Source organism: Amycolatopsis sp. La24 (genome assembly GCF_029087445.1).
Taxonomy (GTDB): domain Bacteria; phylum Actinomycetota; class Actinomycetes; order Mycobacteriales; family Pseudonocardiaceae; genus Amycolatopsis; species Amycolatopsis nivea.
In genome coordinates this window covers 159,697-185,771 of the sequence record NZ_JARACH010000001.1, presented here as the reverse complement: position 1 = coordinate 185,771, position 26,075 = coordinate 159,697, and the positions used below count along the sequence as shown (strand labels likewise).

The following is a 26,075-nucleotide window of genomic DNA, read 5'->3' as shown; positions in this document are numbered from 1 at the left end:
CCACAGTAGTTCTAGTTCGAATGATTCGAACTAGAACTATCACAGCTCGAATCAGTTCCGCTAGACTCGGGTGCATGGCAGGGACTCCGGGCGTGGACCGCGACGTATGCAAACTGGTCCACCACCTCGCGCACACGCTGGACGTCCACGTGCGTCGCGTGGCGGAGCAGATGGGCCTGACGCCGAGCCAAGTGATCGCGTTGCGCGAACTGTCCGAGCCGATCACCGCGCGCGAGCTGGCCACCCGAATGGTGTGCGAAGCGTCGAACGCCACCTTCGTCCTGGACCGGCTCGAAGAGCAGGACCTCATCCAGCGTCAGCCGCACCCCGCGGACCGCCGGGCCAAGCAGATCGTGCTGACCCCGGCAGGCAAACGCCGCCGCACCGAAGCACTGCGCCACCTGGACGCGCGCTCCCCGCTGACGCCGCTCAGCCCGGTCCAGCAGGAATCCCTGCACGAACTGCTCCGCGCACTGATGCCGGACAGCACGGCCTAGTTCACCGGAAAGCCGACTTTCGTCGCCCCAATAGGTCTGGACAACTCCGCGAGTGGTCTAGACAATATGTGCCCAGGGGGTCGCATCGGACCGGAGGAACCGCAATGAAGCGTGCTCGTTTCCTCGTCGTGCTCCTGCTAGCCGCAGCCGGACTGGTCGTCGGCGGGCCAGCGCAGGCGGCGAACCTGCTCGCCAACCCCGGTTTCGAAGCCGGTTCGACCGCCGGCTGGACCTGCCCAGCAGGCGCGGCCGTGAAGACGCCAGTGCACTCGGGCAGCTACGCCCTAGCCGTCACCCCCGGTGCCTCTGACCAGGGCCAATGCACCCAAACGGTCTCCGTGCGCCCGAACACGACCTACACGGTTTCCGCCTGGGTCCAAGGCTCCCCGGTCTACCTAGGCGTCACCGGCGGCACGTCCACTTGGACCAACGCCTCCGCCTACAGCCAGCTCTCGCTGTCCTTCACCACCACCGCGACCCAGACGTCCGCCGAGCTGTACCTGCACGGCTGGTACGGCGCCGGCACGTACTACGCCGACGACGTAGTCCTCGACGGCCCCGGCGGCGACACCCCGGGTGCCCCCGGCGTCCCAGGCACGCCAACCGTCGGCACCGTCACCAACACGTCAATCGCCCTGAACTGGACCGCGGCCGCAGGCACCGTGACCGGCTACCGCGTCTACGAAGACAACACCCTGCGCGCCACCGTCACCGGAACCACCACGACGCTCTCCGGTCTGACCCCCTGCACCTCGCACAGCTACTCGATCACCTCCTACAACGACCAGGCCGAATCCGCCCACACCCCAGCGGTTTCCGCCACGACCGGCGGCTGCACCAGCACCGGCCTGCCCAAACACGCGCTGATCGGCTACGTCCACGCAAGCTTCGCGAACGGCTCGGGCTACCTGAAACTCGCCGACGTCCCCGCCGCGTGGGACATCATCGACCTGGCCTTCGCCGAACCCACGTCGATAACTTCCGGCGACATCCGCTTCAACCGCTGCTCGGTTACCGAATGCCCCGGGGTAGAAAGCGACGCGGACTTCATCGCCGCGATCCGCGCGAAGCAGGCACAAGGCAAGAAGGTCCTGATCTCGATCGGCGGCCAAAACGGCGAAGTCCAGCTCACCACCACCGCCGCCCGCGACAACTTCGTCAACTCAGTCGCGGCGATCATCGACAAATACGGCCTTGACGGTCTGGACGTCGACTTCGAAAGCCAGTCCCTGTCCCTGAACTCGGGCGACACGGACTTCCACAACCCGACCACCCCGGTGATCGTCAACCTGATCTCGGCCCTGAAAACGTTGAAAGCTCGCTACGGAGCCAAATTCGTCCTGACGATGGCCCCAGAAACGTTCTTCGTCCAGGTGGGCTACCAGTTCTACGGCGGTGCCGGCGGTGGCGACAGCCGAACCGGTGCGTACCTGCCGGTGATCTACGCCTTGCGCGATTCGCTGACGGTCCTGCATGTCCAGGACTACAACTCCGGCCCAGTCATGGGATTGGACAACCAGTACCACACCATGGGCGGCGCGGACTTCCTGATCGCCATGACCGACATGCTGAAGTCCGGTTTCAAAGTCGCGAACACCGGCCAGACCTTCCCGGGCCTCCGAGAAGACCAAATCGCCGTCGGCCTGCCCGCGGCGGTCAGCGCAGGCAACGGCTACGTGTCCCCGGCGGAAGTCCAAACCGCCGTGACCTGCCTGGCCCACGGAACCGGCTGCGGGTCGTACACCTTGCGCGGTGGCCCGTCGCCAGCGCTGCGGGGGTTGATGACATGGTCGGTGAACTGGGATCGGTACTACGGCTGGGCTTTCCAGAACGCACACCGACCGTTCCTGGACGGTCTTGGCTGAGCCGTAGGCCAGGGATCCGGTCTCGGACAGCGCGCCATCGCACTGATCTATACCGCCTATCGTGAAAATTGGCTTCCTTTACCGCGGGTGGAACGCCGAGCATCGACTGCGTGACAGTGCAATGGTGAAAGGCGCTCCATGCCCGGCGAGGTAAGCAGTTCCGTGTTTCCGACCGTGGACGTGCATGCGCACGCCTGGCTGCCGGAAGTCGAGGCGCTCGTGCGGAATCGTCCGGGATACGCGGCGTATGCGGACCTGGAAGAGTTGCGCGCGGGCCGGGAATCGAGCGCGGTGAGCAAGCGTCGTTTCGCTGAGCGGCGGGAGCGGCTGATCGATCCGCGCACCCGGATCGAGGTGATGACCGAGACCCAGGTTGAAGTTCAGGTCGTCTCGGTCTCGCCAACGCAACACCATTCCTGGGCGGATTCCGCGCTGGCGTGGGAGCTGGCCCAGGCCACCAACGAAGGCATCCGGACGCACTGCGCGGTCTACCCGGACCGGTTATGCGGTCTGGGAGTTGCTCCGCTGCGGCATCCCGGGGTCGCCGTAGCCGCCTTGGAGCACGCTGTGCGCAGCGGACTGCGCGGCGTCGAGATTTCCTCCCACGCACCGGATCAGCCGGACGGGACGATCGAGCTGTCCGATCCCAGGCTGGACCCGCTGTGGAAACGCGCCGAAGAGCTCGAAGCCGTCATCTTCGTTCACCCCTGGGGTTGCACCCTCGACGCGCGCTTGGACCGTTGGTATCTGTCGAATTCCGTCGGGCAACTGGTGGAGCACGCGGTCGCTGTGTCGCACTTGATCTTCGGCGGTGTGCTGGATCGGTTTCCCCGGCTGCGTCTGCTTATCGCGCATGGCGGCGGATATCTGCCAGCTTGTCTCGGGCGCAATGACCACGCCTGGCTCAACCGTCCCGAAGCCAGCGGATGTCGTGAGTTGCCGAGCACGTACCTGCGCCGGATGTGGTTCGACTCGCTGGTGTACACCCCGGAGTCGCTGCACGCCCTGATCCGTGCGGCAGGCCCCACCCAGCTCGTGCTCGGGTCCGATTACCCATTCGACATGGGCGTCGACGACCCCGTGCGGCGGGTGAACGAGGCGGTGTCCGACCCCATCGTCGCCGCGGCCATCAGAGGTCGGAACGCGGCGAACCTCAACCTGCTGCCGCGTTCCGCCCCGTCGCCCGGAAACCCTGCGCCCGGCCGCCGGTAACCGGTGGGCGATCACCCGTTGGACAAGGAGGATTTCGTGCCCATGACATACGGACCCGGTCAGGTGCTGCGCACCCGGTGGTCGTCGGAGGACGACGCTGATCAGTTCACTGTGGACAATCCGGCCACCGGGAAGCCGGTCGTGGTGATCCAGGGCGCCGGTGTGCACCAGGTGGATCAGGCGGTCCGTGCCGCGGATGAGGCGCAGGGCGGGTGGAAAGCCCGCACGCCACGGGAGCGCGGGCGGTGGCTGTGGAAGATCGCCCAGGCGGTGCGCGAGCATGGCGACGAGATCGCTGCGCTGGAGTCCAGTGACAATGGCAAACCGGTGTCCCAAGCGCGCGAGTTCGATGTGGAAGCCGCTGTCGCGATCTTCGAACTGTTCGCCAGTCTCTGTGAAGCCATGCCCAACCAGGTGCGCGACGCGGGCAGCATTCTGGACGTCACCGTGCTGGAACCCTATGGCGTCATCGGTGCCATCGTGCCGTTCAACTGGCCGCCGCTGCACGCCGCCGGCAAGCTCGCCCCCGCGCTCGCGGCAGGAAACGCCGTGGTCATCAAGCCGCCCGAGCAGGCGCCGCTGTCGGTGCTGCGCGTCGTGGAACTGGCGCAGTCCGTGCTTCCGGACGACGTCGTGCACGTCGTCCCGGGCACCGGCAAGATCGGTGCCGCATTGGCCGGACACAAGCTGGTCGGCAAGATCTCCTTCACCGGAGCCCCCGCCACCGGGACCGCAGTGATCAAGACGGCCGCGGACAACCTGACGCCCACCCTGATGGAACTCGGCGGCAAGAACGCACTGGTGCTCTTCGACGACGCCGACCTGGACTCGGCGCTGCCCTGGGCGGTGGAGGGTGGCTTTTTCAACCAGGGCGAAGCCTGCACCGCCGCGTCCCGTGTCCTCGTGCACGCCGATCTCTACGACGAGGTCGCCCGGCGTTACGCCGCCGCTGTGAAACGGCTGAAAGTCGGCAATGGCGCCGACGCGGGCACCCACGTGGGTCCAATGGTGACACCGGCACAGCGCCAGCGGGTGCTGGACTACCTCGACATCGGTGTGGCCGAAGGCGCGACGATCGCGGCACAGGCGGCGCTGCCCGCCGATCCGGGCCTGGCGGACGGGTTTTACGCACCGCCGACCCTGTTCACCGGCGTGACCCCGGACATGCGCATCGCCAAGGAGGAGATCTTCGGCCCGGTCGTGTGCTTGATCCCGTTCCGCGACGAGGCGGAAGCGATCACCATCGCCAACGGCACGGACTTCGGCCTGGTGGCCGGGGTGTTCACCCGCGATTCCGAGCGCGCTCTGCGGGTCAGCCGGGCGATCCGCGCGGGCATGGTGTTCGTCAACCACTACCACCGCGCGTTCACCGGGACCCCGTTCGGCGGGGTGGGTGCCAGCGGCTACGGCCGCGAACACGCTCTGGAAACGCTGCACGAGTTCGGCTACAGCAAGAGCCTCCGGCTGCCCTCCGGCACCGCGGAGATCCCGCGCTGGGCACCGTCCCTGGAAGTCATCGACGCGAACGATTCCTGATTCGCCGCCCGGCGGTCACGTTGAGGTGATCAGGGCGCTCGCCTCCGCGAGGAGACCACGCAACCAGGCATGTCCGGAATCCGGATCGTGCATCGGATGCCACCAGAACGCCTCGACGATGGGTACCGCGTCGAACGGGCAGGGCAGAATCCGCACCCCCGCCGCCTCGGCCATCCCGGCGGCGAGCTTGCGTTGCATCAGCGCGAGACCACCGCTACGGCGAACAAGTTGCAGCATAGGAAGGAAGGACTCCGCGGTCGCGCACACGCGGGGCGTCACGCCGAGAAGTTCCATCTGCCGCCACGCCGGCGTCCGCCCCAACGGGTCGCCGAAGGTGGTGACCCAGGGCAGGCGACGCAGATCGTCCATGGTCAGCCGGTCTCCGACTTCCTGGTTGCCGGCAGCGACGACGCAGACCCACTGGTCCTGGAACAGATCCATCGACTGCGGCAGATCGATGTACCCGTGGGGCATGAAAACGCCGTCCACAGTCCGGTAGAAATCCGGGTCCCGGCTCAGCGCTTCCGGGGTCACCGCCTCGAAGCGAACCCCCGCGCCGGGCGCCCGCTTTTCCAGCAACCCCACCAGATACGCACCGACGACGCTGATTCCGTAGTCCGAGGAAACGATGGTGAAAACCCGGCTGGAATTCGCCGGATCGAATTCCGGCTCCGCCGAGAACACTCGCTCGACCGCGGCCACGGCCACACTGACCAGCGGCCGCAACTGCTCCGCGAACGGGGTGAGCTGGTAATGATTCCCGACCCGGGTCAGCAGATCATCGGAGAAATGGCGGCGCAACCGGGCCAGCGCGACCGACAACGTCGGCTGGGTACGGCCCAGACGGTGTGCCGCACCAGTGACCGTGCGCTCGGTCAGCAGCGCATGCAATGCGTGCAGGTGATTGTTGTCCAGGCTGTGCAACTCAGCCGACTCAGAAACCACGGTGAACTCCGACGGGCGATGGTGCGTTATCGCTTCACTCTATACTCCATATGGAGAGTATTTGCTTCCTTTGTTGTGAATGAGGGCGGACCATCGATCCCGTGGTCAGTACGCCACCTCCCAGGCAAAGGATTACTCGTGACGATGTCCGATTTGATCGATGTACACGCGCATTTCACCCCGCCCACCACCCCCGAAGAACGGGAAGCACGATGGCGGTCGATGCGGGAGGCGCAATTCCTCGCGCCAGCGCCCTACCACTGGACTGTGGACGGGGCGTTGGACTACATGAATCGCACCGGCGTCACGATGCAGTTCCTCAGCAACATCCCGAAGACGCCGGACGCCCTTCGCGCGTCTAACGACTACGGCGCGTCCCTCGTGTCGGATCACCCGACGAGGTTCGGTCTGCTCGCCGCTCTGCCCACCGACGACCCGCCCGTCGCACTCGCCGAAATCGAGCGCGCCTCCCGCGACTTGTCGGCGGACGGATTCGCGGTGACCTGCAACTACAACGGCATCTCCCTCGGCGACGCAAGCCTGGAACCAGTGTGGGCCGAACTCGATCGCCGGCGCGCGACCGTGTTCGCCCACCCAGACGCTTACGCTCCCGCGTCCCTGGGCCGCCCCAGCCCGCTGCTGGAAGTCGCCTTCGAAACCGCGCGCACCATCGTCGACATGCTCTACGCGGGCATCTTCCGCAGATTCCCGAACATGCGGCTGATCGTCGCCCACTGCGGCGGCGCGCTGCCCGCCCTGTCCGGACGGCTGCGACTGCTGGGCACGGAAGCCTGGGTGCCGAACCCGAACCAGCTCGACCCCCGCGAGATCCGGGAGCACCTTGCCGGCCTGTATCTGGACACCGCCGCCACCGGCACCGCGCACTCTCTCGCCGCGGCTCTGGCCATGACCACCCCAGACCACATCGTCTACGGCTCCGACAGCGGCGTGCCATGCAGCACGGAGGCAACGCTGGAAGCCAACAGACATGCCCTGGCGCACTTCGAGGGACTGCCGCGCGATCAACTCAAAGCCATCGGCGGCAACGCGCTACGCCTATTCCCCGAAGCCGCCGCCCGGCTCGGTCGGCAGGTTACGCCCGCCTGATCAGACTCCGTGCACCCGAATACGGCGGAGATCGAATCGCTCGCCCGACGCCACTGCAGCACCGACGGATAGGGAGGCGAAAGGCGCTGCTGTACTTTGCTGTACGGGCACGAAAAAGGCCCTTCCCGGTTAGCCGGAAAGGGCCTTTGACTTGCTGTGGAGCTGAGGGGAATCGAACCCCTGACCTTCTCGATGCGAACGAGACGCGCTACCAACTGCGCTACAGCCCCTCAGGAGCGTGAGCCCCTGTTGTTCAGTGCTTGGAAAGCTTAGCAGCGCCCTCCAGGCACCGAACAACGGGGGGTCACTCTCCGACCGCCCGGCGGTACGGGCCCGCGGTGGGCTCGGCGAGTTCCTCGAAAGCGGGGTCTTCGTCGTCCAGGTCGACCACGACCGCCTGCCGGCGGATGCGGGACATCGGGGACGGTTTGCGCTCCACGATGTCGCGCGGCACCTCGGGTGCGACGACCTCGACGTCCTCCTCTTCCTCCTCCTCGAAGGAGTCGTACGCCTCGTAGGCAGGAGCGGGAGCCGTCGTCGCGTAGCGGGCCATCCGGCGCTGCCGGATCTCGTTCTCTATGCGGACCTGGCGGCGGAGGTACACGAGGTAGCCGACGAGGGCGATGTCCACCGCGGCGTGCGCCCACCACGCGAGCGAGATGGCGAATCCGGCGATCGCGGCCGTGACGACGGCGGCGATCAGCAGGATCACGACCACCCGCTGGCGGAACGCGTACTTCGCCTTGGCCGCGATCTCCGCTGCCTCCGGGTCGAAGCCACCCCGGCCGGGCCGGTAGCTGCGGCGTTCGCGGCGCGGTTCGGCGGCCCGTTCCGCGCGCGAAGGCTGCGGAAGCGGCTCCGGTTCGGGTTCGGGCTCGGCGTCCAGGTCAGCGTCGAGTTCCGCCTCGAGTTCGGCGAGGTCATCCTCCACCGAAGGATTCGCATGGTCGGACATGGCGTCGTCCTCCTGTCCCTCGTTGCGAGCACTGCCCCTTCGCACTACCCGGGCGGCCAGCGCGGAGGTTGGCGTCCGCGCGACTTGCTGGCGTTTGCGAGCCACCATGGGCACGAGAACGACGAGCCATGCCGCGGCGAGCGCGACGATGATCACCGAACTGGGCATCTCCCGTCACCTCCCCCGATCCTCTGCTGTAGTCACGCTAGCCACAACAGTCACACAGGAGGCGCAGACTCGCCGGGTTCGATCACGAAAATGCATCACCGCATTAGGTGAATCTCACATGATGTGGTAACGCGTGATCGCACCGGGACGCGTAGTCACCGTCAGGCCAGTTCGGCGCGTCCGGACGCCACCAGCCGGGACACCAGGCCGTTGCCGGTCTCCTCTTTCGTCACGGCGAAACACAGGTGGTCACGCCAGGCGCCTGCGACATCGAGGTACCGCTCGAACAGCCCTTCCTGCCGATACCCGGCCTTGGTGAGCACGCGGATGCTGGCGTTGTTCTCCGGCCGCACGGTCGCTTCGAGCCGGTGCAGGCCGGCGACATCGAAAGCGTGATCTGTCACGAGCGCGACGGCCGCGGTGGCCACGCCTCCCCGGACGATCTCGGACGACACCCAGTACCCGATCCAGGCCGACCGCAGTGCGGCGCGGATCACATTACCGACAGTGATCTGCCCCGCGAACTTTCCGTCCACCGTGATCGTGAACGGCAGGCACTGCCCGCGCCGCGCGAGCCCGCGCAGCGCCGCCCACTGCGACGGCCACGACCAGAACGCGTTGCGGTCCGCCCACGGCCCGATCCCGGTCGGCTCCCACTCCTCGAGGTGCTCGCGGTCGCGCAGCCGGACGCGGCTCCACTCGCCGGCGTCGCGCAACCGCACCGGGCGCACGGCGAGCACGCCTGCCGGGATCCGCAGGGGGCCGAGCGTGGCGGGCCAGCCGGGGTGCCGGTTTTCGACCGAGTCGGCGAGTGCGGCCACGGATCAGGCGCGCTGGGCGAGGAAGGTGACCTTGACCTGGTCGCCCGCGGCCACCTCGGTGAGATCCTCCTCGACGGTGATGAGGCAGTTGGCCTCGGCCAGCGACGCGAGCAGATGCGCACCCGACGTCCCGAGCGGCTGCACCAGGTACTCGCCGTTCGCCTCGTCGCGCAGCAGCTGGCCGCGCAGGTAGCCGCGGCGGCCCTTCGTCGAGGTGATCGACGACAGCAGCCTCGCGCCGACCACCCGGCGGTGCGGGTTGCGCGTGCCGCGCGCGGTGCGGATCAGCGGCCGTACCAGCACCTCGAACACCACGAGCGCGCTCATCGGGTTGCCCGGGATGAGGAAGGTCGGCACCGAGTCCGGGCCGAGCCTGCCGAAGCCCTGCACCGAGCCGGGGTGCATCGCGACCCTCGTCAGGTCGATGTGCCCGAGGTCGGACAGCGCGGCGTGCACCTCGTCGCCGGAAGACCCGCCTGCTCCGCCCGCGACGACCACGATCTCGGACATCAGCAGCCGTCCTTCGACGACCTCGCGGAGCCGTTTCGGGTCGCCCGGTACGATGCCGACCCGGCTCACCTCGGCGCCCGCGTCGCGAGCGGCCGCGGCCAGCGCGTACGAGTTGACGTCGTAGACCTGGCCGACCGACGGCGTGCGGTCGATGTCCACGAGCTCGTCGCCAACCGACACGATCGAGACCCGCGGCCGGGGGTAGACCAGCACCTTCGCGCGGCCGACCGCGGCGAGCAGCCCGACCTGCGCGGAGCCGATGGTGTCGCCCTTGCGCACCGCGACGTCGCCGATCTGCACGTCCTCGCCGGTCCGGCGCACGTAGCCGGCCGACGGCACGGACCGGGTGATGGTGACCTTGGCCTGGTGGCCGTCGGTGTAAGCGGTCGGGACGACGGCGTCCGCGAGCGTGGGCAGCGGCGCGCCGGTGTCGACCCGCACCGCCTGGCCCGGCTGCAGCCGCCGCGGCTGACGCGAGCCGGCCGGGATCTCGCCGACGACCGGCAGCTGGACCGGTTCCTGTCCGGCGGTCTGCACGTCGACGCTCCGGACCGCGTAGCCGTCGACCGCCGCCTGGTCGAACCCGGGCAGCGCGTGCTCGGCGACGACCTCCTCAGCGCAGAGCAGGCCCTGCGCTTCGGAGATCGCGACGCGAACCGGACGCGGGCGCACGGCGGCGTCGAGGGTCAGCGCGATCTGCTCGTCGACCGAGCGGAAATCGCCGGTCTCGGCGGATTCTTCCGTCGAGGCAACGATTTCCGCCGATTCCGCCGCGGCGACGGCCTGAACCGCCGGTTCGGGCACGTCTTCGGTCGGGACGGCAGGGGTGGAATCGAGGGAGTCCGTCATGGGCGATCGTTTCCGATCCGTTCGGTCAGCCAGGTGCGCAGCGACGGCCCGTAATCCGGGTCCTCGAGCGCGAAATCGACGGCGGCGCGCAGGAATCCGCCCGGGTTGCCCAGGTCGTGCCGCCCGCCGCGGTGGACGACGATGTGCACGGGGTGCCCCTCCTGGATCAGCAGCGCGACGGCGTCGGTGAGCTGCAGCTCTCCGCCCGCACCGGGCTCGATCCGGCGCAGCGCGTCGAAAATCGCCCGGTCGAGCAGGTACCGCCCAGCCGCGGCGTAGGTCGACGGCGCGTCCTCCGGCTTGGGCTTCTCGACCATGCCGTGGACCTGCTTGACGTCCGGGTCGCCGGTGTCGGTGACGTCGAAGACGCCGTACGGGGAGATCTGCTCCTTCGGGATGTCGAAGGCGCAAAGCACGCTTCCGCCGTACTGGGCGCGGACGGCGGACATCCGGTCGAGGACCCCGGCGGGCAACACGAGGTCATCGGGCAGGAGAACGGCGACAGCGGTGTCCTCGTCGGTGAGGTTCGGCTCGGCCTGCGCGACCGCGTGCCCGAGCCCGAGTGCCTGCTCCTGGATCGCGACCTCGACGTCCAGCAGCTCCGGCCCGCGGCGGACCTTCGCCAGCAGCTCGGTCTTGCCCTTGTCCTCGAGCGTCTTCTCCAGGTCCGGCTTCGCCTCGAAGTACCGGACGACAGCTTCCTTGTCCGGCGAGGTGACGATCACCAGCCGCTTCGCCCCCGCACTCGCCGCTTCGCTCGCGACGATCTCGATCCCCGGCGTGTCGACCACTGGCAGCAGCTCTTTGGGCACCGCTTTCGTGGTCGGCAGGAATCGCGTGCCGAGGCCTGCGGCAGGCACGATGGCGGTTCTGAAGGTCTGGGTGGTTGAGGCGCCCGTCATGGGCGCAAAGCCTAACCTGGTCTCATGCACGAGCCGGGCAATGAGACCCCGAGCAAGGCGGAGTGGCGGACACGAATCCTTCGCGCCCGCGCCGAACTGCCCCCCGAAGCCCACGCTCGCGAGGCAGCCGCCTTGGCGACCGCAGCGTCGTCGATCCACGCGGAAACGGTGTGCGCGTACCTCCCTTTCGGCACCGAGCCCGGCCAAATCTCCCTGGTGAACGCCCTGGCCGCGACGGGCGCGCGCGTCCTGCTGCCCGTCATCCCGGACACTCCGGGCCCGCTCGACTGGTCCGAGTACACCGGCCCGGACGCCCTGATCCCCGGACGCCTCCGCGGCGTCCTCGAACCCTCCGGCCCACGCCTGGGCACCGCCGCGGTGGCGTCGGCGCAGGTGCTGCTGATCCCAGCCCTGGCCGTCGACCGCCACGGCACCCGCCTCGGCCGCGGAGCGGGCTACTACGACCGCACCCTGGCCGCCGCGCCCGACACCGCCCGCGTGGCCGTGGTGCGCGCCGAGGAGGTCGTCGACCACCTCCCCGCCGAACCCCACGACGTGCCCATGACCGCCGTCCTGACGCCCTCCGGCCTCATCCAGCTGCCAACGGCTGCCGCTGCCAGGTGAGACCGCCGCTGCCAGGTGAGACCGCCGCTCGACGCGACTCGGCGGGACGCAGCGCGGGTTCAGCGCGACACGGCTCCGCTCGGCACCTCAGCACGCCAGGGCTCGGCTCAGCTGCTCCACGCGACGCCTCTCAACGGCTCAACGGTGCCACGGCTCCACGCGACGCGGCACAGTCCGGCTCGACGGCTCCGGACAGCGCGGCTCAGCTCGACTCGACGGCTCCGCGCGGCGCGGCTCGCTCGGCGGCACCAGGCGACGCGGCACGGCGCGGCGCGGCGCGGTCCGGCCCGACTCGGCTCGGCTCGGCTCGAAAGTGGTCAAGACCACTCAATCGGCCAGCCGTGTCCGGTACCGCCGCCCGAACCCGATGCCCACCGCCATGGCCCCACCGAACCCGATGGCCGCCACCATGACCCGCCGCCCGAATCCGATGGCCGCCATCCAGCCACGAACCACCCAAACCACGCATCCGCGCACAACCCACACCAGCGCCCGCCCCTCACGACGACCCAAACCGTCGCGAGCAAGCCCGCACGAGGCCCTCCAGACCCCGCCAACCAGCCCAGCAACGGCCCGGCCGACCGGACCAGCCGCAGTCCAGCCACCCACCCGCGGCCACCCACGACGTCCTGACCAGCACTAACCCGCCACCGCCCCTTCCTCGCCCGCACTGTGAGCAAGGGGTAATTGCGCTGAGGGAATGCTGTCCAGCACAATTGGGTTAGCACTCTTGTAGGTCGAGTGCCAGTGCATGAAGGAGCTTCAGTGCCCACGTACCAGTACGCCTGCAAGGAATGTGACCACCGCTTCGAGGCGGTGCAGTCCTTCTCCGACCCCAGCCTGACCGTCTGCCCGCAGTGCTCCGGCGCACTGCGCAAGGTCTTCAGTTCGGTCGGCGTGGTCTTCAAGGGCAGCGGGTTCTACCGCACGGATTCGCGTGATTCGAGCAAGTCGAGCACCTCCGCGACCCCGGCTAAGACCGAGAGCGCCAAGTCCGACTCGTCGTCCACCACCTCCTCTTCGTCGACGTCTTCTTCGTCCTCGAACACATCCTCCACGACGAGCACGACAAAAACGGCTTCCACGCCCTCCTGACCCCCGAGTTATCCACAAGGGGCCAGTTGTCCACAGGTTCGCGAATCGGCTCTTCCGGCCGGTTCGCGACGTCCTTAACGTCGGATTCGTGCGGCATCCCGCCGCACCGGAACCGACGAGGGGACAACCGTGAACACCTTGCTCAGCCGCCTTCCCGCGCTGCCTGACTTCCGTCTGCCGCGCGGGCGGCGAGCCCGGATGCTCCGCCGGTGTCTCGCGGCGGCCTTGCTCTTGGCCGGCCTGCTCGTCCTGTTTCTCCTGCCCTCCGCACGGGGCGCACCCGCCACCTCGACGGTGGTCTCCGCACGCGACCTGCCCGCGGGCTCAGTCCTGCGCGCTTCGGACGTGCGGACCGTCGCGCTGCCCGACAACCTCCGCCCGTCCGGCGCGCTCTCGGCGACTGACACGGCGGTGGGTCGGCTTCTGTCCGGCGCGGCGCGAGCCGGCGAGCCCATCACCGACGTCCGGCTTCTGGGCAACAACCTCCCCGTAACGGGTGAACCCGGCGCGGTCACCGTGGCCGTCCGGCTCGCGGACGCGGCCGTCGCCGAGTTGCTTCAGCCGGGCCAGCGCGTTGACGTCGTCGCGGGCGCGGATACCACAAATTCCGCGTCTGTGCTGGCCAGAGGGGCTTCGGTGGTCACCGTCCGGCGTTCCGACGACACCGGGAACCACACTTTGGGCCCGCCGCAGAAGGGTCCGCTGGTGCTGCTCGCGCTGCCGGCACAGGTTGCCACGCAGGTCGCTGCTTCCTCGCTCGAACGACCGGTAACGGTTACTCTCCGCTAACCCGACCCTGTTCCGACGGGCGACAGCTGTCTGAAGACGGCCAGACGCCCGTCCCGAATCCCCTGGGAGCAGCAGTGCTGAAAGGTTTCAAGGACTTCCTGATGCGCGGCAACGTCGTCGACCTCGCGGTCGCCGTCGTGATCGGCGCCGCGTTCACCGCGATCGTCACCGCGTTCACCAACGGCCTGATCAAGCCGCTGATCAGCGCGATCGGCGGTTCCGACGCGGCGCAGGGGCTCGGTTTCCGGATCCTCAAGGCAAACGGCGCGACCTTCATGGACTTCGGCGGCGTGATCAACGCGGCGATCAACTTCGTGATCGTGGCGGCGATCGTCTACTTCCTGGTCGTCCTGCCGGTGAAGCACTTGCAGGAGCGGCGGAAGCGCGGCCAGGAGCCCGGTCCCGCCGAGCCCACCGACGTCGAGCTGCTCATCGAAATCCGCGACCTGCTGCGCGCGCAGCAGGGCAACGGCCCCTCCAGCCGCGACAACTGAGGGGTCACCGATCGTGATGCGGGGGCCGGTTCTCGAGATACCACGAATCCGGAGTGGTCTCCGGGCCCCGGCCCCGCTCATCGGACGTGGTCTCCGGCAGGACGTCGCCGAAGATCTCGTCGACCCGGCGGCGGCGCTGGGCCTCGTCTGTGCGGGGACGTCGTTCCTCGTGCGGCATGGGTCCATCGTCCCACCTGTTGTTTGACAAGTGCAGAGAGACATCCGCCGCGAAACGGCCGGGCTCAGACCTCTTCGAGGCCGGAAAGCTCGTCGATCACGTGCGGGACCAGCGAGGAGAGGGTCGCCATGCCGTCGCGCACAGCCGCGCGCGAGCCGGCCAGGTTGACCACCAGCGTGCTGCCCGAAACGCCGGCCAGGCCGCGGGAGATCCCGGCGTCGACCGCGCCCGCGGCCAGCCCCGAGGCGCGCAGAGCCTCGCCGATGCCCGGGATCGGGCGGTCGAGGACCCCGGCGGTCGCGTCCGGCGTGCGGTCGCGCGGCGACACTCCGGTGCCACCGACCGTGATCACCAGGTCAGCCCCGCCGATCACCGCCGTGTTGAGCGCGTTGCGGATGCCCGCGGTCTCGGCCTCGACCACCACGACGCCGTCGACGATGAACCCGGCCTCCTCGAGCAGCTCGGTGACGAGCGGCCCCGAGGTGTCCTCGTGCTCCCCGTGCACGACCCGGTCGTCCACAATCACCACGAGTGCCCGGCCCAGCCGCTGTGCGCTCCGTTCCATGCCGACACCGTATCCGGTTCGGGGCCCGCTTCGCCGCCACGGGCCCGGTGATTTCTGACGATTCGGTGACGTGGTCCCCGCAGGCCGCGCGCACCCCGGGGCGGGCCGCCTAGCGTCGGCGGGGTGCGAGTGCTCATCACCGGCGGAGCCGGGTTCATCGGGTCCCGGATCGCCGATCAGCTGGCCGACGACGGTGCCGAGGTCGTCGTGCTGGACAACCTGCTGTCCACCGCGCACGGCTCCACCACGCCGCCCGAATACACCCAGCGGCACCGTTTCCTCCGCGGTGACGTCACCGACACCGAGATCGTCGCCGAGCTGCTCGACGGCGTCGACGCGGTCTGTCACCAGGCCGCGGTGGTCGGGCACGGCGTGGATCCCTCCGACGCGCCCTCGTATGCGCTGAACAACGACTACGGCACCGCCGTGCTGCTGGCCGCGATGCACGCGGCGAAGGTGCGAAAGCTCGTGCTCGCCTCGTCGATGGTGGTCTACGGAGAGGGGCGCTACGCGTGTGCGGAACACGGTGTCGTTCCGCCGTCACCTCGCCGGCAGTCCGATGTGGACGCCGGACGATTCGAACCCGCTTGCCCGCACTGCGGTGCCGAGTTGGGCTGGCAACTCGTGCCCGAAGACGCGCCGCTGTTGCCCCGGAGCACCTACGCGGCAACAAAACTGGCGCAAGAACATCTCGCGGGCGCATGGGCGCGGCAGACCGGCGGCACGGTCTGGGCGTTGCGCTACCACAACGTCTACGGCCCGCGGATGCCCCAGAACACGCCATACGCGGGCGTGGCGTCGCTGTTCCGCTCGGCATTGGAGCGCGGCGAAGCGCCGACCGTGCTTGAGGACGGGCGGCAGCAACGGGATTTCGTGCACGTGGACGACGTGGCCCGAGCGAATGTCCTCGCGCTCCAGAGCGACGGTCCGGAGGCAGACCTCACGCCGCTGAACGTCTGTTCCGGACAGCAGCACAGCGTCGGCGACCTGGCCCGGGAGCTGGCCCGTGCCTGCGGAGGGCCGGAGCCGCGGATCGTCGGCGGCGCGCGGCCCGCGGACGTCCGGCACGTGGTCGCCGACCCGGCTCGAGCACGGGAGCTGCTCGGGTTCCGGGCGGAAACGTCCTTCGCGGAGGGCATCGCCGCGTTCGCCACCGCGGAGCTGCGTGCCTCCGTCACCCGATGAGGTGAAGATCACGTTACGGAATGAATCGGCCGTACCGGATCTTGATGTTGGGCATGCGTTCCATCGTGGTGGGGGACATTGAAATCCACGCGCTGACCGACGGACGGTTGCAACTGCCGTCGTCGTTCTTCCCGGGACTTCAGGGCAAGCGCTCGGCGCCGAGCACCGTGCCCGTGGTCATCGGCGCGTTCCTGATCCGGACGGGCGGCCGCACCGTGCTGGTCGACGCCGGTTTCGGACCGCGTGCGTCCGGCGAGCCGCACCTGCCGCAGCACTCCAAAGAGCAACTGCACCCCGTGGTCAGCGCCGCCGAGCCGGAGCACACCGGCGGCTTGCCCGCAGCGCTCGCTGAGGCCGGGGTTTCCCCCGCAGACATCGACACCGTGGTGCTGACTCATCTGCATGCCGACCACATCGGCTGGGTCGCGCCGAACGGCGAGCCGTACTTCCCGAATGCCGAAGTGCGGTATGGCGCGCCCGACTGGGCAGCGTTCATCGAGTCGGCGGGACGGCACGACCGCGGCCGCGTAGCGCTGGAAGCCCTTCGCGCCCAGGGCAAACTGCGTCCGATGCTTGACGGGGAAGCGGTCGCTCCCGGCGTCACCGTCCGGCATGCGCCTGGGCACACGCCAGGTCATTACGTGCTGGAAGTCGCGGACCAGGACCGTCGCGCTGTCCTGATCGGCGACGTCTTCCAAATTCCGGAGCAGATGGCTGATCCGGCGATCGGTGCTGCGTCCGACGCCAATCCCGGACAGGCGGAGCTGACCCGCCGCCGCTGGCTCGGCGAGGTGGTCGGTACCGGCACGATCGTCGCGGCCGCGCATTTCCCGGACGAGCCGTTCTTCCGGATCGCGGCCGACCACAGCGTGGAGCCGGTCGCGGCGGTCGCCGCTTCCTGACTGTCCACAATAGACAGCTCAGGAGGCCGCCAGCGGCAACCGCACCTCGAAGCGGCATCCTGGGCCGTGGTTCTGCACGCCGATCCGTCCCCGGTGTGCCTCCACCAGGCCCTTCGCGATCGCCAGGCCCAGCCCGCCGCCGCTGGTGGTGCCGCTGCGGTCGGGGGTGCGGGCTTGGGTGCCGCGGAAGGCGACGTCGAAGACCCGGCTGATCTCGTCGTCCGGAATCCCGCCGCAGCCGTCGTCCACGGCCAGCAGCGCCTGGTCGCCGTCGATGCCGATTTGCACGGCGACCGTGCCGTCCGGCGGGGTGTGCCGGATAGCGTTGGAAACGAGGTTCCGCACGATCCGCGCCAGCTCCGGATCGCTGCCGGACACGACTGGCCACGCCGACGCGTTTTCCAGCACCCGTACGCGTTTGCGGTCAGCCACCGGTGCCTGCGCGGCGACCGCGTCGCTCACCACGTCGCGCAGCGGCACCGCCGACATGCTCAGTTCAAGTGCTCCCGCGGTGATCCGGGACAGCTCGAAGAGATCCCCCACCATGCCGGACAGCCGGGTGGTCTCGCCGCTGATGCGCTGGGCGTAGTCGGCCACCTCGGCTCGCTCCGAAACCACGCCGTCGGCCAGTGCCTCCGCCATCGCCTGGATCCCGGCGAGCGGGCTGCGAAGGTCGTGGCTGATCCACGCGACCAGTTCGCGACGCGACGCTTCCGCCGCGCGTTCGCGGTCCCGCGCCTCGCGTTCCCACACACTGCGCCGCGCGATGACCCGGCCCAGCACCATCGCCGCGGGCACCGCCACCAGTGCCACGAGCAGGCACACCAGCAGTTCCGTGGTCAGGGCCTCGGTGAACATGAAGCCGCTCACGCCGAGGATCCCGACCAGCATCGCGGCGACCGGAGTCAGCACGAGCGTGGTCATCGTCGTGGCCAGCGACCGGTGCCGCAGCAGGTAAAGCGCGAGTCCGCCCAGTGCTGCCACCGGCAAGGCGAACAGCAAGGCGAGCGGCAGGATGTGCAGGACGTGGACGAACATGTCCCACGCCGACTCGCCCGAGCCGATCACGGCTGTGTCCGGTCGTAGCGGTAGCCGACGCCCCACACCGTCGCGACGCGGACCGGTTTGGCCGGGTCACGTTCGATTTTCTCGCGCAGCCGGCGTACGTGGACAGTCACCGTGGACTGGTCGCCGAAATCCCAGCCCCACACCTTTTCCAGCAGGTCAGCCCGGCTGAACGCGACGCCGGGATGGGAGAGGAAGAACGCGAGGAGGTCGAACTCGCGCGTGGTCAGCGGAAGCGCCGCGCCGTCGAGTGTCGCCTGGCGGGCGGTCATCTGGAGCCGGAGGTTGCCGTCCGTCAGTTCAGCCGTGGGCGGCTCGGGCCGCGGCATCCGGGCCCGGCGCAGCACGGATGCCACGCGCAGGGTGAGTTCCTTGGGGCTGAACGGTTTGGTGACGTAGTCGTCGGCCCCCAGTTGCAGTCCGGCGATGCGGTTTTCCTCCTCGCCGAGTGCGGTGAGCATGACGATCGGCACCTGGCTCGTCTGCCGCAGCCGACGGCACACCTCCAGGCCGTTCAGCCCGGGCATCATCACGTCGAGCACCACCAGATCCGGCACGCGCTCGGCGAACTGGGCGAGCGCCGCCGTGCCGTCACCAGCCAGGTCGACGGTGAAACCGGCGGTTTCGAGGTAGCGACGGACGACGTCGCGCACGGTCTCGTCGTCGTCCACCACGAGCACGCGACCCGCTTGGTCCTCCATGCCTCACCTCACCAGTTCGTCAGCAGCAGGTGGTTGACCGCGAGCGCGACCACCGCCTGTCCGGCCAGCCACCAGCGGCGGTGGCCCGCCGGGAGCAGCGCCGTGGCCGGGATCAGCCACGCGCCGAACGGTAGCCAGATCCGTTCTACCTCAGCCTTCGACAGGCCGGACGAATCAGCGAACACGATCGTGAGCAGAGCCGCCACCACGATCAGCAGCACCGGATCGCGCAGGATCGTCCGGCGGGAAGGCAAGAAGACCGCGTTGGCCACTCCCCGGCGAGCCGCTGCGACTACTGCGGGGCCGCACGCGACCGCCACCGCGGCCAGATCGGCCCACACCCAGTAGGAATACGGCCGCACCAGCGCAACGCCCTGGTAGTAGCGCTCGACCACGAGGTGGTAGCCGTCGAACCACCAGAAACCGGCGAGCGCGAACACGGCGACCACTGCTAGCGCACCGAGGGCAGCGACGAGAGTGGCCCGCCATTGCCTGCCGAGCACGGCGACGGCCAGCGCGACCAAGCCGAGCAGGACGAGGCCGTAGGAGAGGAAGATCCCGAACCCGATGAGAATCCCGGCTGCCAACGCCGTGGGCCACGCGTAACCGCGCTGTTCCCGGAAGCCCACCGACGCCAGGGCGAGCAGTGCGATGCCGGTGGCGGTCACGCCGGCGAAGAGGCCGTCCGCGGATACGCCCAGCCACACCGCGCCTGGGCTCAGCACGGCGAACGGAAGCGCCGCGCGGGCGGCGTCGGGACGGCCCAGCACGGCGACCGTCGCTGGGACCGCCACCGCGACCAGCGCGGCCACCAGCACTACCGCGGTCGACGCCCAGGCACCGCCGTGGAGACCGAGCCGGTCGAGCCAGACGAAGACGAGGGTCGCGCCGGGCGGGTGGCCGGACACGTGAGTGGTCCACGAGTTCGGTTGGAAATCGAGGATGCGCGAGGAGAATTCGCGGAGGAACCGCGGGATGTCCGTGATGCCGGGGACTTCGTGCAGGTACTCCTGCACAGTGGTCAGCCGGCCGGTGAAGCCGCGCGTCCAGCCGTCCACCATGGCGAGCGAGAAGATCCAAGCGAGGGAGGCCAGGTAACCCGCGGCCAGGGCGCGCCGCCATCGCAGCCGGGCGGCCAGGACCGGGCCGTACAGGACGACACCGGCGGCGATCAGGACGGCGAACACCGTGCCGGGGCCGACGTGTGGCAGCCAATGCGCGAACAACGGCGGCGCGAACGCGTAGATCACCACGTCCGAACCTGGCCGGTTGTAGTACACGCCAACCGCGGTCGCGGCGGCGATCACCACGAGGGTGACGCCGACCGTCACGAGATCGGCGCGGAACCGGGGACGGACGGGAACCGGGGGTGGCGGCTCGGCGAGCCGGGCAGCCTTCGTCGACTCGCTCATCGCCGGTCACGATAACCCCGCGGGCGGGCGTCCGGCAGGGTTCCGGCGGATCCGTGAGAAGTCGGTAAGATCTGGGCGAACGTCAGGATTTGGTAAGCACAGCAAGGGTTCTGCACTGTCCTTTCCAGACCTACCGTACGCCTCGTGAACGAATTCGGAGTGGACGTCGTCCTCCCCTGCCTCGACGAGGCGGCCGCGCTGCCCGGCGTGCTCGCCGGTCTGCCGCCGGGGTATCGCGCGATCGTCGTGGACAACGGGTCGCGCGACGGTTCCCCTGATGTCGCGGCCGCGCACGGCGCGAAAGTCGTCGACGAGCCGCGACGTGGTTACGGTGCCGCTGTCCACACCGGGTTGGAGAACGCGACCGCCGACATCGTCTGTTTCGCGGATGCCGACGGGTCACTCGATCTGGCCGAGCTGCCGCAGCTGGTCGCCGCGGTTGTGGATGGTGCTGACCTCGCGGTCGGGCGACGGGTGCCGGTTACCCGGGCGGCTTGGCCGTGGCACGCAAGAGCAGGCAATGCCGTCCTCTCGCTGCTCTTACGGTCCCGCGGGCTGCCAGTACGGGACATCGCGCCGCTGCGGGCGGTGCGTCGCCAGGAGTTGCTGGCTCTCGGCGTCACGGACCGGGCTTTCGGCTACCCGCTTGAGCTGTTGGTGAAGGCTCAGCGCGCGGGTTGGACGGTCCAAGAGTTCGAGGTCGCTTACCGGGAACGGGCGCGGGGCACGAAATCGAAAGTGTCCGGTTCGATGCGCGGCACGTTGCGAGCGGTGCGGGACTTCGGGCGGGTGCTCGCCCGATGACGTTCTGCCTGCTTGTGGTCGCGAAAGCCCCGGTGCCGGGGTTCGCGAAGACTCGGTTGTGCCCGCCGGCGACGCCAGAACAGGCCGCGGAGATCGCCGCCTCCGCGCTGTTGGACACGCTGGACGCTGCGTTCGCCACCGACGGCGCGATCACTGTCGTGGCGATGACGGGCGACCTCTCGGAGGCGGCGCGAGGCGGCGAAATCGGCCGGGCGTTGCGGAAGGCGACCGTGATCGCGCAGCGGGGCTGGGATTTCGGCACCCGGCTGGCCAACGCGCACTCCGACACCGCCGCGGTGCATGCCGGGTTGCCCGTGCTGCAGATCGGCATGGACACGCCGCAGGTCTCCCCCGCATTGCTGGCTTCGGCGATCAAGCCGGTCGTTGACGGAGACAGCCGCGCAGTGCTGGGCAGCGCGGAAGACGGGGGCTGGTGGGGACTCGGGCTGGCTGATCCGCGGCAGGCGCAAGTGCTCGCCGGTGTTCCGATGTCGCGTCCGGACACCGGGTTCCGCACTCGAGCGGCGTTGGCGGGATCCGGGTTCCGAGTCGGCGAACTGCCGACACTGTCCGATGTGGACACCATGGAGGACGCGCTGCGGGTGGCCGCGATCCGGCCGGACAGCAGGTTCGCGGCCGCGGTCGACGCGGTGGGAGTGGTGGCATGAAACTCGCGACTGGGCGGGAATTCGATCGCGGGCTGCTTGGCCATCACTGCTGGCTGGAGCTCGCGAACGGCGACCGGATCGAGCTGCCGGTCGGTCGTTGGGCGGACGGTTGCGGTGCGGGCGACGCCGTGCTGCTGAACGCGTGCGCGGGTCCGACGCTCGACGTCGGCTGCGGACCCGGTCGGCTTACTGCTGCGTTGACGCGTCGAGGTGTGGTGGCCCTCGGCGTGGACAGTTCGCCGGTCGCGGTGCGGCTGACCCGGCGACGCGGGGCGAGTGCGTTGCAGCGCAACGTTTTCACTCGCTTGCCTGGCGAGGGACGATGGAATCACGTGCTACTGGCTGACGGCAACATCGGGATCGGTGGTGATCCCGATGCGCTGCTGCGGCGAGTGCGCGAGTTGCTCACGCCCGATGGCGACGTGCTCGTGGAACTGGAGGAGCCCGGTCAGGGGGTGCGCCGCGACCACGTCCGCTTGCGGCCGGATCCCGCTGGTGGACGGTGGTTCACCTGGGCGTGGGTCGGTGTCGACGCCATTGCGGAAATCGCGGTGCGGACGGGTTTTCGAGTGGTGTGGACGACCAGTCGCGGCCGCCGCTGGTTCGCGAAGCTGGCACGCGCATGAAACGGCTGGCAGCCGCGTGGCGCGAGCTCGACGCTCGGGTTTCCGCAGCACAGGCAAAGATCGGCGAACGGGCCCGTGCCGTCGATCGCCGGGTGCCGAAGGCGGAGCAGTTCAAGGGCGGCGCGCACGGCGAGCGCGCGACCGCCCGGGTCGGCAGCCTGCTCGGGCTCGCGTTCCTGATCTGCTTCATCACCGGTCTGCTGAGCCATTTGATCCAGCATCCGCCCGAGTGGTTCTTCTGGCCGAGCCGTCCAGCGTGGCTGTATCGGGTGACGCAGGGCGCACATGTGCTGTCCGGGATCGCGGCGATTCCGTTGCTGCTGGCCAAACTGTGGAGCGTCTACCCGAAGCTGTTCGAGCGGCCACTGGTGCGCTCGGTGCCGCACGCCGTGGAGCGGCTGTCGATCCTTGTCCTGTCCGGCGCAGCGTTCTTCGAGCTGAGTTCGGGATTGCTGAACGTCGCGCAGAATTACCCGTGGAATTTCTACTTTCCGCAGGTGCACTATGCGGTGGCGTGGGTCGCGATCGGATCGATCTTCGTGCATGTCGCGGTGAAGCTCCCGGTGATCCGGCGTGCGCTGGCGCGGGAGCGTGCGCCCGCTCGGCAGCCTGGCCCGGGGTTGTCGCGCCGGGGATTCCTGACCACCACGGGGATCGCGACCGGGGTTGCTGTGCTGGCGACCGCGGGCGCGACCGTTCCCGCGCTGCGGAACGTCTCCGGCTTGTCGTGGCGGTCGGACAAGGGCACGCAGAAGTTGCCGGTCAACCGCACGGCCGTGGCAGCGCAGGTCACGCGGGCAGCGCAGGATCCTGGATGGCGGTTGTCCGTGGTGACTCCGGCGGGGACCCGGCAGTTCACGCTGGCCGAGCTGCGGGCGTTGCCGCAGACCACTGTGGACTTGCCGATCGCGTGCGTCGAAGGGTGGAGCCAGATGGCGACCTGGCGCGGCGTCTCGTTCCCGGACCTGTCGCGCGCGAGCGGCGGTTCGCCCGGCGTGGACGTGCGGGTGTCGTCGCTGGAGAAGACCGGCCTGTACGGCGTCAGCGTGTTGCCCGGCGAGCATACGGCCGACCCGCTCACGTTGCTGGCGCTGGAACTGAACGGTGAGGTGCTGAATCTCGACCACGGGTATCCGTGCCGCGTGATCGCGCCCAGTCGGCCGGGCGTGTTGCAGACGAAGTGGGTCGAGAAGCTGGAGGTGCGGTGAAGACCGCGCGAATTCTGCTGGCGCTGCCCGGATTAGCGCGTTGGCGTACGGGATCGTGCTGTTCCTCGAGTACGCGGCACCGGCGTGGCCGGACAGTTTCACGACGTTGCTGTGGATCGGCGGCGGTCCGATCGTCAACGACGCGGTGTTCGCTCCGATCGCGGGCATGGTCGGCCTGCTGCTCGCTCGATTCCTGCCGCTGCCATGGCGAGGGCCAGTGCAGGTTGGCGCGGCGTTGACCGCAGTGCTGGGTTTCGTGGCGTTCCCGCTGCTGTGGCGTGCTTATGGCGTGCCGCCGAAGCCCGGTCTGCACGACGGGAGCACGTGGCTGGGGCTGCTGGCGACGCTCGCCGTGGTGTGGAGTGCCGTCCTGGTCGTATCGCTTGTCCGTATTGTCCGGGTACAGCGGCAGGCGGCACGGAAAATTCGGCCGCGCGCACGTAGTTGACCTGGGTTTTCTTCCGGTACCGGAATTTTCCCGCGGATTCGGCGTTTGGGACAGCGTGCGCGTGGGCACCTCACCGCACGCGGAGAGGCTCTCCGTGCCGAGTCGGAGGCGGCACGGAGAGCCTCTTCGTGTTTTCGTGTGCGAGCCGGTTTTCGCGCGCTGGGCACAAAAAACGGCCACGCGCGACCGGCTCTAGTGCTCCGGTCGCGCGCGGCCTGCAAAGGTTCGGCCCCAGCGCGGATAGGGGGTCGAGCCGTGGCTGGTCTCGGCCGCGCCTCGGCGGCCGAGCGAACTAGTTGGCCGGTACCGCCTGTCCGCCCAAGGTGACCTGCACCGTGCGTCCGTCGGCGAGGGTGAAGGTGGTCTGGTCGTTCGGGGCGCGGGTGCGGATCGCGGCGACGAGCGTGTTGGCGCTGTCGATGACGCGGTCGTCGATCTTGGTCACCACGTCGCCGGACTTCAGGCCCGCCTTCTCCGCCGGGCTGCCCGGCGTGATGTCGCCGAGCTGGGCGCCGCCCTGGGGCGCGTCGGTGACCTTCGCGCCGATGAACGTCTGGGTCGCGTGCCCGGTCTTGATGATGTCCTGCGCGGTGCGGCGCGCCTGGTCGATCGGGATGGCGAAGCCGATGCCGACGTTGCCGCCCTCGCTGCCGCTGCCCTGGCCGCGGCCCGAGTTCGGGCTGTAGATGGCCGAGTTGATGCCGATGACCTGGCCGTTCATGTTAGACAGCGGACCGCCCGAGTTGCCGGGGTTGATCGCGGCGTCGGTCTGGATCGCGTCCATCACCGTGGTCTGGTCGGTTTCGTCGCCGCCCGCCTGCACCGGGCGGTGCAGCGAGCTGACGATGCCCGAGGTGACCGTGCCGGTCAGCTCGTACGGCGAACCGATGGCCACCACCTGCTGGCCGACCCGCAGGTCGTCGGAGCGGCCCAGTTCGACCGGCTTCAAGTTGCTGACGCCGGACACCTTGACCACGGCGATGTCCGTGGTCGGGTCACGGCCGACAACCTTCGCCGCGGCCTTCTTGCCGTCCTGGAACACGGCCTGGATCTGGCCGCCGTTCGCGGCGACCTGGACGACGTGGTTGTTGGTGAGGATGTAGCCGTCGCTGCTGATCACGAATCCGGAGCCCTCGCCCGCCGCGGTCCGGCCGGACACCTGCAGCTCGACCACGCTCGGCGACAGCTTCTGCGCCACCGATTCGACCGAACCGGCCGGCACGTTGCCGGTCTGCTGCGCGGGTTTCGGCGCGTCGAGCGCGCTCACCGACGAACCGGACCCGCCGGTCAGGTACCCGACGGTTCCGCCCGCCACGCCGCCGATCACGAGCGAGATCGCGGCGACGCTCGCGAGGAGCTTGCCCGCCGAACCCTTCTTCTCGCGCTGCGCGGGGACGCCGTACACCGAGGTTCCCGGTGCGCCGTAGGGATTGGCCGGGGCTCCGGCGGGCGGAGTGTGCGTGCCGCCGGGGTATTGGCTGCCGTACGGCTGCTGAGCGCCGGGGATCGCGCCGCTCTGGGGCGTGCCAGTGTGCGGCGCGGCCGCGCCTTGGGCCGACCACGGATTCGGCGTGCTTCCAGCCGGAGCAGCGGCCCCATACGTCGGAGCGGCGCCGTACTGCCCCGCAGGCGCTCCGTACGCACCGGAAGCGTCGCCGCTCGCCGTGCCAGTGCCGGACGTCCCCGCCGAGCCCTCAGCGGCCGAACCGTACGCGGCGGTCGAACCAGTGGCACTGGAAGCCGGCTGGTTCGCGTCGCCGCCGGAAGAGGGTTGGTCCGGCTGAGCCGGGGTCTGCTGCCAGGCCGCCTGGCCTTCGGCGCCCGGCTGGGCGCCCGGGTCCTGGCGACCCGCCGCGGAGTCGGGCACGTGGGGGTCGTTCTCGGTCATGTCCTCACCTAAGCGGCTGGGCCTGAGAGGTTCCTGAGTCGAACCTGTGTTTCGTA

Annotated in this window: 27 protein-coding genes and 1 tRNA gene; 16 read left to right on the top strand and 12 right to left on the bottom strand. The window is 69.2% G+C overall.

Going from position 1 to position 26,075, the window contains the following annotated elements; all coding sequences use genetic code 11:
• Positions 1-74: 74 nt before the first annotated feature.
• The 4 genes from PUT80_RS00980 to PUT80_RS00965 all read left to right on the top strand — a co-directional run bounded on the left by PUT80_RS00980 (position 75) and on the right by PUT80_RS00965 (position 5,110).
• Entirely contained in the window at positions 75-497 is a 423-nt protein-coding gene (locus PUT80_RS00980; protein ID WP_275290759.1) for a MarR family transcriptional regulator, read from the top strand.
• A 104-nt stretch (positions 498-601) separates the two neighbouring features.
• Positions 602-2,362 carry a glycosyl hydrolase family 18 protein gene (locus PUT80_RS00975; protein WP_275290758.1) on the top strand — a complete coding sequence of 587 codons (1,761 nt, stop codon included), beginning with the start codon at positions 602-604 and terminating at the stop codon, positions 2,360-2,362.
• A gap of 138 nt (positions 2,363-2,500) precedes the next feature.
• On the top strand, positions 2,501-3,574 hold the full coding sequence (locus PUT80_RS00970) for an amidohydrolase family protein (RefSeq protein ID WP_275290757.1): 1,074 nt from the start codon (positions 2,501-2,503) through the stop codon (positions 3,572-3,574).
• A gap of 42 nt (positions 3,575-3,616) precedes the next feature.
• The gene (locus PUT80_RS00965) at positions 3,617-5,110 is read left to right on the top strand and encodes an aldehyde dehydrogenase family protein (protein WP_275290756.1); all 1,494 of its coding nucleotides are present in this window, start codon (positions 3,617-3,619) and stop codon (positions 5,108-5,110) included.
• A 15-nt stretch (positions 5,111-5,125) separates the two neighbouring features.
• On the opposite strand, the gene PUT80_RS00960 is transcribed toward PUT80_RS00965, so the two are convergent.
• Positions 5,126-6,055, bottom strand: a complete 930-nt coding sequence (locus PUT80_RS00960) for a LysR family transcriptional regulator (protein WP_275290755.1) — start codon at positions 6,053-6,055, stop codon at positions 5,126-5,128.
• 144 nt (positions 6,056-6,199) lie between these two features.
• Between PUT80_RS00960 and PUT80_RS00955 the strand changes: the two genes are divergently transcribed.
• Positions 6,200-7,162, top strand: a complete 963-nt coding sequence (locus tag PUT80_RS00955; protein ID WP_275290754.1) for an amidohydrolase family protein — start codon at positions 6,200-6,202, stop codon at positions 7,160-7,162.
• A gap of 157 nt (positions 7,163-7,319) precedes the next feature.
• Here the strand turns inward: PUT80_RS00955 and PUT80_RS00950 are convergent.
• The 5 genes from PUT80_RS00950 to PUT80_RS00930 form a co-directional block, all read right to left on the bottom strand.
• Positions 7,320-7,392 (bottom strand) — tRNA-Ala (locus PUT80_RS00950).
• A 74-nt stretch (positions 7,393-7,466) separates the two neighbouring features.
• Entirely contained in the window at positions 7,467-8,285 is an 819-nt protein-coding gene (gene glpR / locus PUT80_RS00945) for a gephyrin-like molybdotransferase receptor GlpR (protein WP_037811142.1), read from the bottom strand.
• Positions 8,286-8,446: 161 nt separating this feature from the next.
• On the bottom strand, positions 8,447-9,106 hold the full coding sequence (locus tag PUT80_RS00940; protein WP_037811141.1) for a GNAT family protein: 660 nt from the start codon (positions 9,104-9,106) through the stop codon (positions 8,447-8,449).
• A 3-nt stretch (positions 9,107-9,109) separates the two neighbouring features.
• Positions 9,110-10,465 (bottom strand): gephyrin-like molybdotransferase Glp, encoded by a 1,356-nt coding sequence (gene glp / locus PUT80_RS00935; protein ID WP_199817529.1) that lies wholly within the window; start codon positions 10,463-10,465, stop codon positions 9,110-9,112.
• Entirely contained in the window at positions 10,462-11,367 is a 906-nt protein-coding gene (locus PUT80_RS00930) for a UTP--glucose-1-phosphate uridylyltransferase (protein ID WP_134665155.1), read from the bottom strand. Before PUT80_RS00930 ends, glp begins: the two co-directional genes overlap by 4 nt.
• Positions 11,368-11,391: 24 nt before the next feature.
• Here PUT80_RS00930 and PUT80_RS00925 point away from each other — a divergent pair, with 24 nt between their 5' ends.
• From PUT80_RS00925 to mscL, 4 genes are all read left to right on the top strand, one after another.
• Positions 11,392-11,991 carry a 5-formyltetrahydrofolate cyclo-ligase gene (locus tag PUT80_RS00925; protein ID WP_275290753.1) on the top strand — a complete coding sequence of 200 codons (600 nt, stop codon included), beginning with the start codon at positions 11,392-11,394 and terminating at the stop codon, positions 11,989-11,991.
• Positions 11,992-12,756: 765 nt separating this feature from the next.
• Positions 12,757-13,086: an FmdB family zinc ribbon protein gene (locus PUT80_RS00920; protein ID WP_078870386.1), complete on the top strand. Its 330-nt coding sequence runs from the start codon at positions 12,757-12,759 to the stop codon at positions 13,084-13,086.
• Positions 13,087-13,215: 129 nt separating this feature from the next.
• Complete coding sequence (locus PUT80_RS00915; RefSeq protein WP_275290752.1) at positions 13,216-13,875, top strand: SAF domain-containing protein; 660 nt, start codon at positions 13,216-13,218, stop codon at positions 13,873-13,875.
• A gap of 74 nt (positions 13,876-13,949) precedes the next feature.
• Positions 13,950-14,369 (top strand): large-conductance mechanosensitive channel protein MscL, encoded by a 420-nt coding sequence (gene mscL, locus PUT80_RS00910; RefSeq protein ID WP_134729256.1) that lies wholly within the window; start codon positions 13,950-13,952, stop codon positions 14,367-14,369.
• A gap of 4 nt (positions 14,370-14,373) precedes the next feature.
• On the opposite strand, the gene PUT80_RS00905 is transcribed toward mscL, so the two are convergent.
• Both PUT80_RS00905 and PUT80_RS00900 read right to left on the bottom strand, forming a co-directional pair.
• Positions 14,374-14,547 (bottom strand): hypothetical protein, encoded by a 174-nt coding sequence (locus PUT80_RS00905; RefSeq protein WP_162836035.1) that lies wholly within the window; start codon positions 14,545-14,547, stop codon positions 14,374-14,376.
• Between the two features lie 64 nt (positions 14,548-14,611).
• Complete coding sequence (locus tag PUT80_RS00900; protein WP_275290751.1) at positions 14,612-15,112, bottom strand: MogA/MoaB family molybdenum cofactor biosynthesis protein; 501 nt, start codon at positions 15,110-15,112, stop codon at positions 14,612-14,614.
• A gap of 123 nt (positions 15,113-15,235) precedes the next feature.
• Here PUT80_RS00900 and PUT80_RS00895 point away from each other — a divergent pair, with 123 nt between their 5' ends.
• Both PUT80_RS00895 and PUT80_RS00890 read left to right on the top strand, forming a co-directional pair.
• Positions 15,236-16,297, top strand: coding sequence for an SDR family NAD(P)-dependent oxidoreductase (locus tag PUT80_RS00895; protein ID WP_275290750.1), 1,062 nt, complete (start codon positions 15,236-15,238; stop codon positions 16,295-16,297).
• A gap of 53 nt (positions 16,298-16,350) precedes the next feature.
• Complete coding sequence (locus PUT80_RS00890) at positions 16,351-17,199, top strand: MBL fold metallo-hydrolase (RefSeq protein WP_275290749.1); 849 nt, start codon at positions 16,351-16,353, stop codon at positions 17,197-17,199.
• Positions 17,200-17,217: 18 nt separating this feature from the next.
• On the opposite strand, the gene PUT80_RS00885 is transcribed toward PUT80_RS00890, so the two are convergent.
• Genes PUT80_RS00885 through PUT80_RS00875 form a run of 3 tightly spaced genes read right to left on the bottom strand, consistent with a single transcriptional unit; the run spans position 17,218 to position 20,377 of the window.
• Complete coding sequence (locus tag PUT80_RS00885; protein WP_037811134.1) at positions 17,218-18,267, bottom strand: HAMP domain-containing sensor histidine kinase; 1,050 nt, start codon at positions 18,265-18,267, stop codon at positions 17,218-17,220.
• Complete coding sequence (locus PUT80_RS00880; protein WP_275290748.1) at positions 18,264-18,965, bottom strand: response regulator transcription factor; 702 nt, start codon at positions 18,963-18,965, stop codon at positions 18,264-18,266. Before PUT80_RS00880 ends, PUT80_RS00885 begins: the two co-directional genes overlap by 4 nt.
• Before the next feature lie 8 nt (positions 18,966-18,973).
• Positions 18,974-20,377 (bottom strand): hypothetical protein, encoded by a 1,404-nt coding sequence (locus tag PUT80_RS00875; protein ID WP_275290747.1) that lies wholly within the window; start codon positions 20,375-20,377, stop codon positions 18,974-18,976.
• Positions 20,378-20,536: 159 nt separating this feature from the next.
• Between PUT80_RS00875 and PUT80_RS00870 the strand changes: the two genes are divergently transcribed.
• From PUT80_RS00870 to PUT80_RS00850, 5 genes are read left to right on the top strand one after another with little or no spacing between them, the layout of a single operon-like run.
• A complete protein-coding gene (locus PUT80_RS00870) occupies positions 20,537-21,181 on the top strand; it encodes a glycosyltransferase family 2 protein (protein WP_275291089.1) in 645 nt (214 codons plus the stop codon).
• Entirely contained in the window at positions 21,178-21,849 is a 672-nt protein-coding gene (locus PUT80_RS00865) for a DUF2064 domain-containing protein (protein ID WP_275290746.1), read from the top strand. The genes PUT80_RS00870 and PUT80_RS00865 overlap by 4 nt, the downstream gene beginning before the upstream one ends.
• Positions 21,846-22,475 carry a class I SAM-dependent methyltransferase gene (locus PUT80_RS00860; RefSeq protein ID WP_275290745.1) on the top strand — a complete coding sequence of 210 codons (630 nt, stop codon included), beginning with the start codon at positions 21,846-21,848 and terminating at the stop codon, positions 22,473-22,475. The genes PUT80_RS00865 and PUT80_RS00860 overlap by 4 nt, the downstream gene beginning before the upstream one ends.
• Positions 22,472-23,683, top strand: a complete 1,212-nt coding sequence (locus PUT80_RS00855) for a molybdopterin-dependent oxidoreductase (protein WP_275290744.1) — start codon at positions 22,472-22,474, stop codon at positions 23,681-23,683. Before PUT80_RS00860 ends, PUT80_RS00855 begins: the two co-directional genes overlap by 4 nt.
• A 40-nt stretch (positions 23,684-23,723) precedes the next feature.
• Positions 23,724-24,131: a hypothetical protein gene (locus PUT80_RS00850; RefSeq protein ID WP_275290743.1), complete on the top strand. Its 408-nt coding sequence runs from the start codon at positions 23,724-23,726 to the stop codon at positions 24,129-24,131.
• 292 nt (positions 24,132-24,423) lie between these two features.
• On the opposite strand, the gene PUT80_RS00845 is transcribed toward PUT80_RS00850, so the two are convergent.
• Complete coding sequence (locus PUT80_RS00845; RefSeq protein WP_275290742.1) at positions 24,424-26,019, bottom strand: trypsin-like peptidase domain-containing protein; 1,596 nt, start codon at positions 26,017-26,019, stop codon at positions 24,424-24,426.
• Between the last annotated feature and the right edge of the window lie 56 nt (positions 26,020-26,075).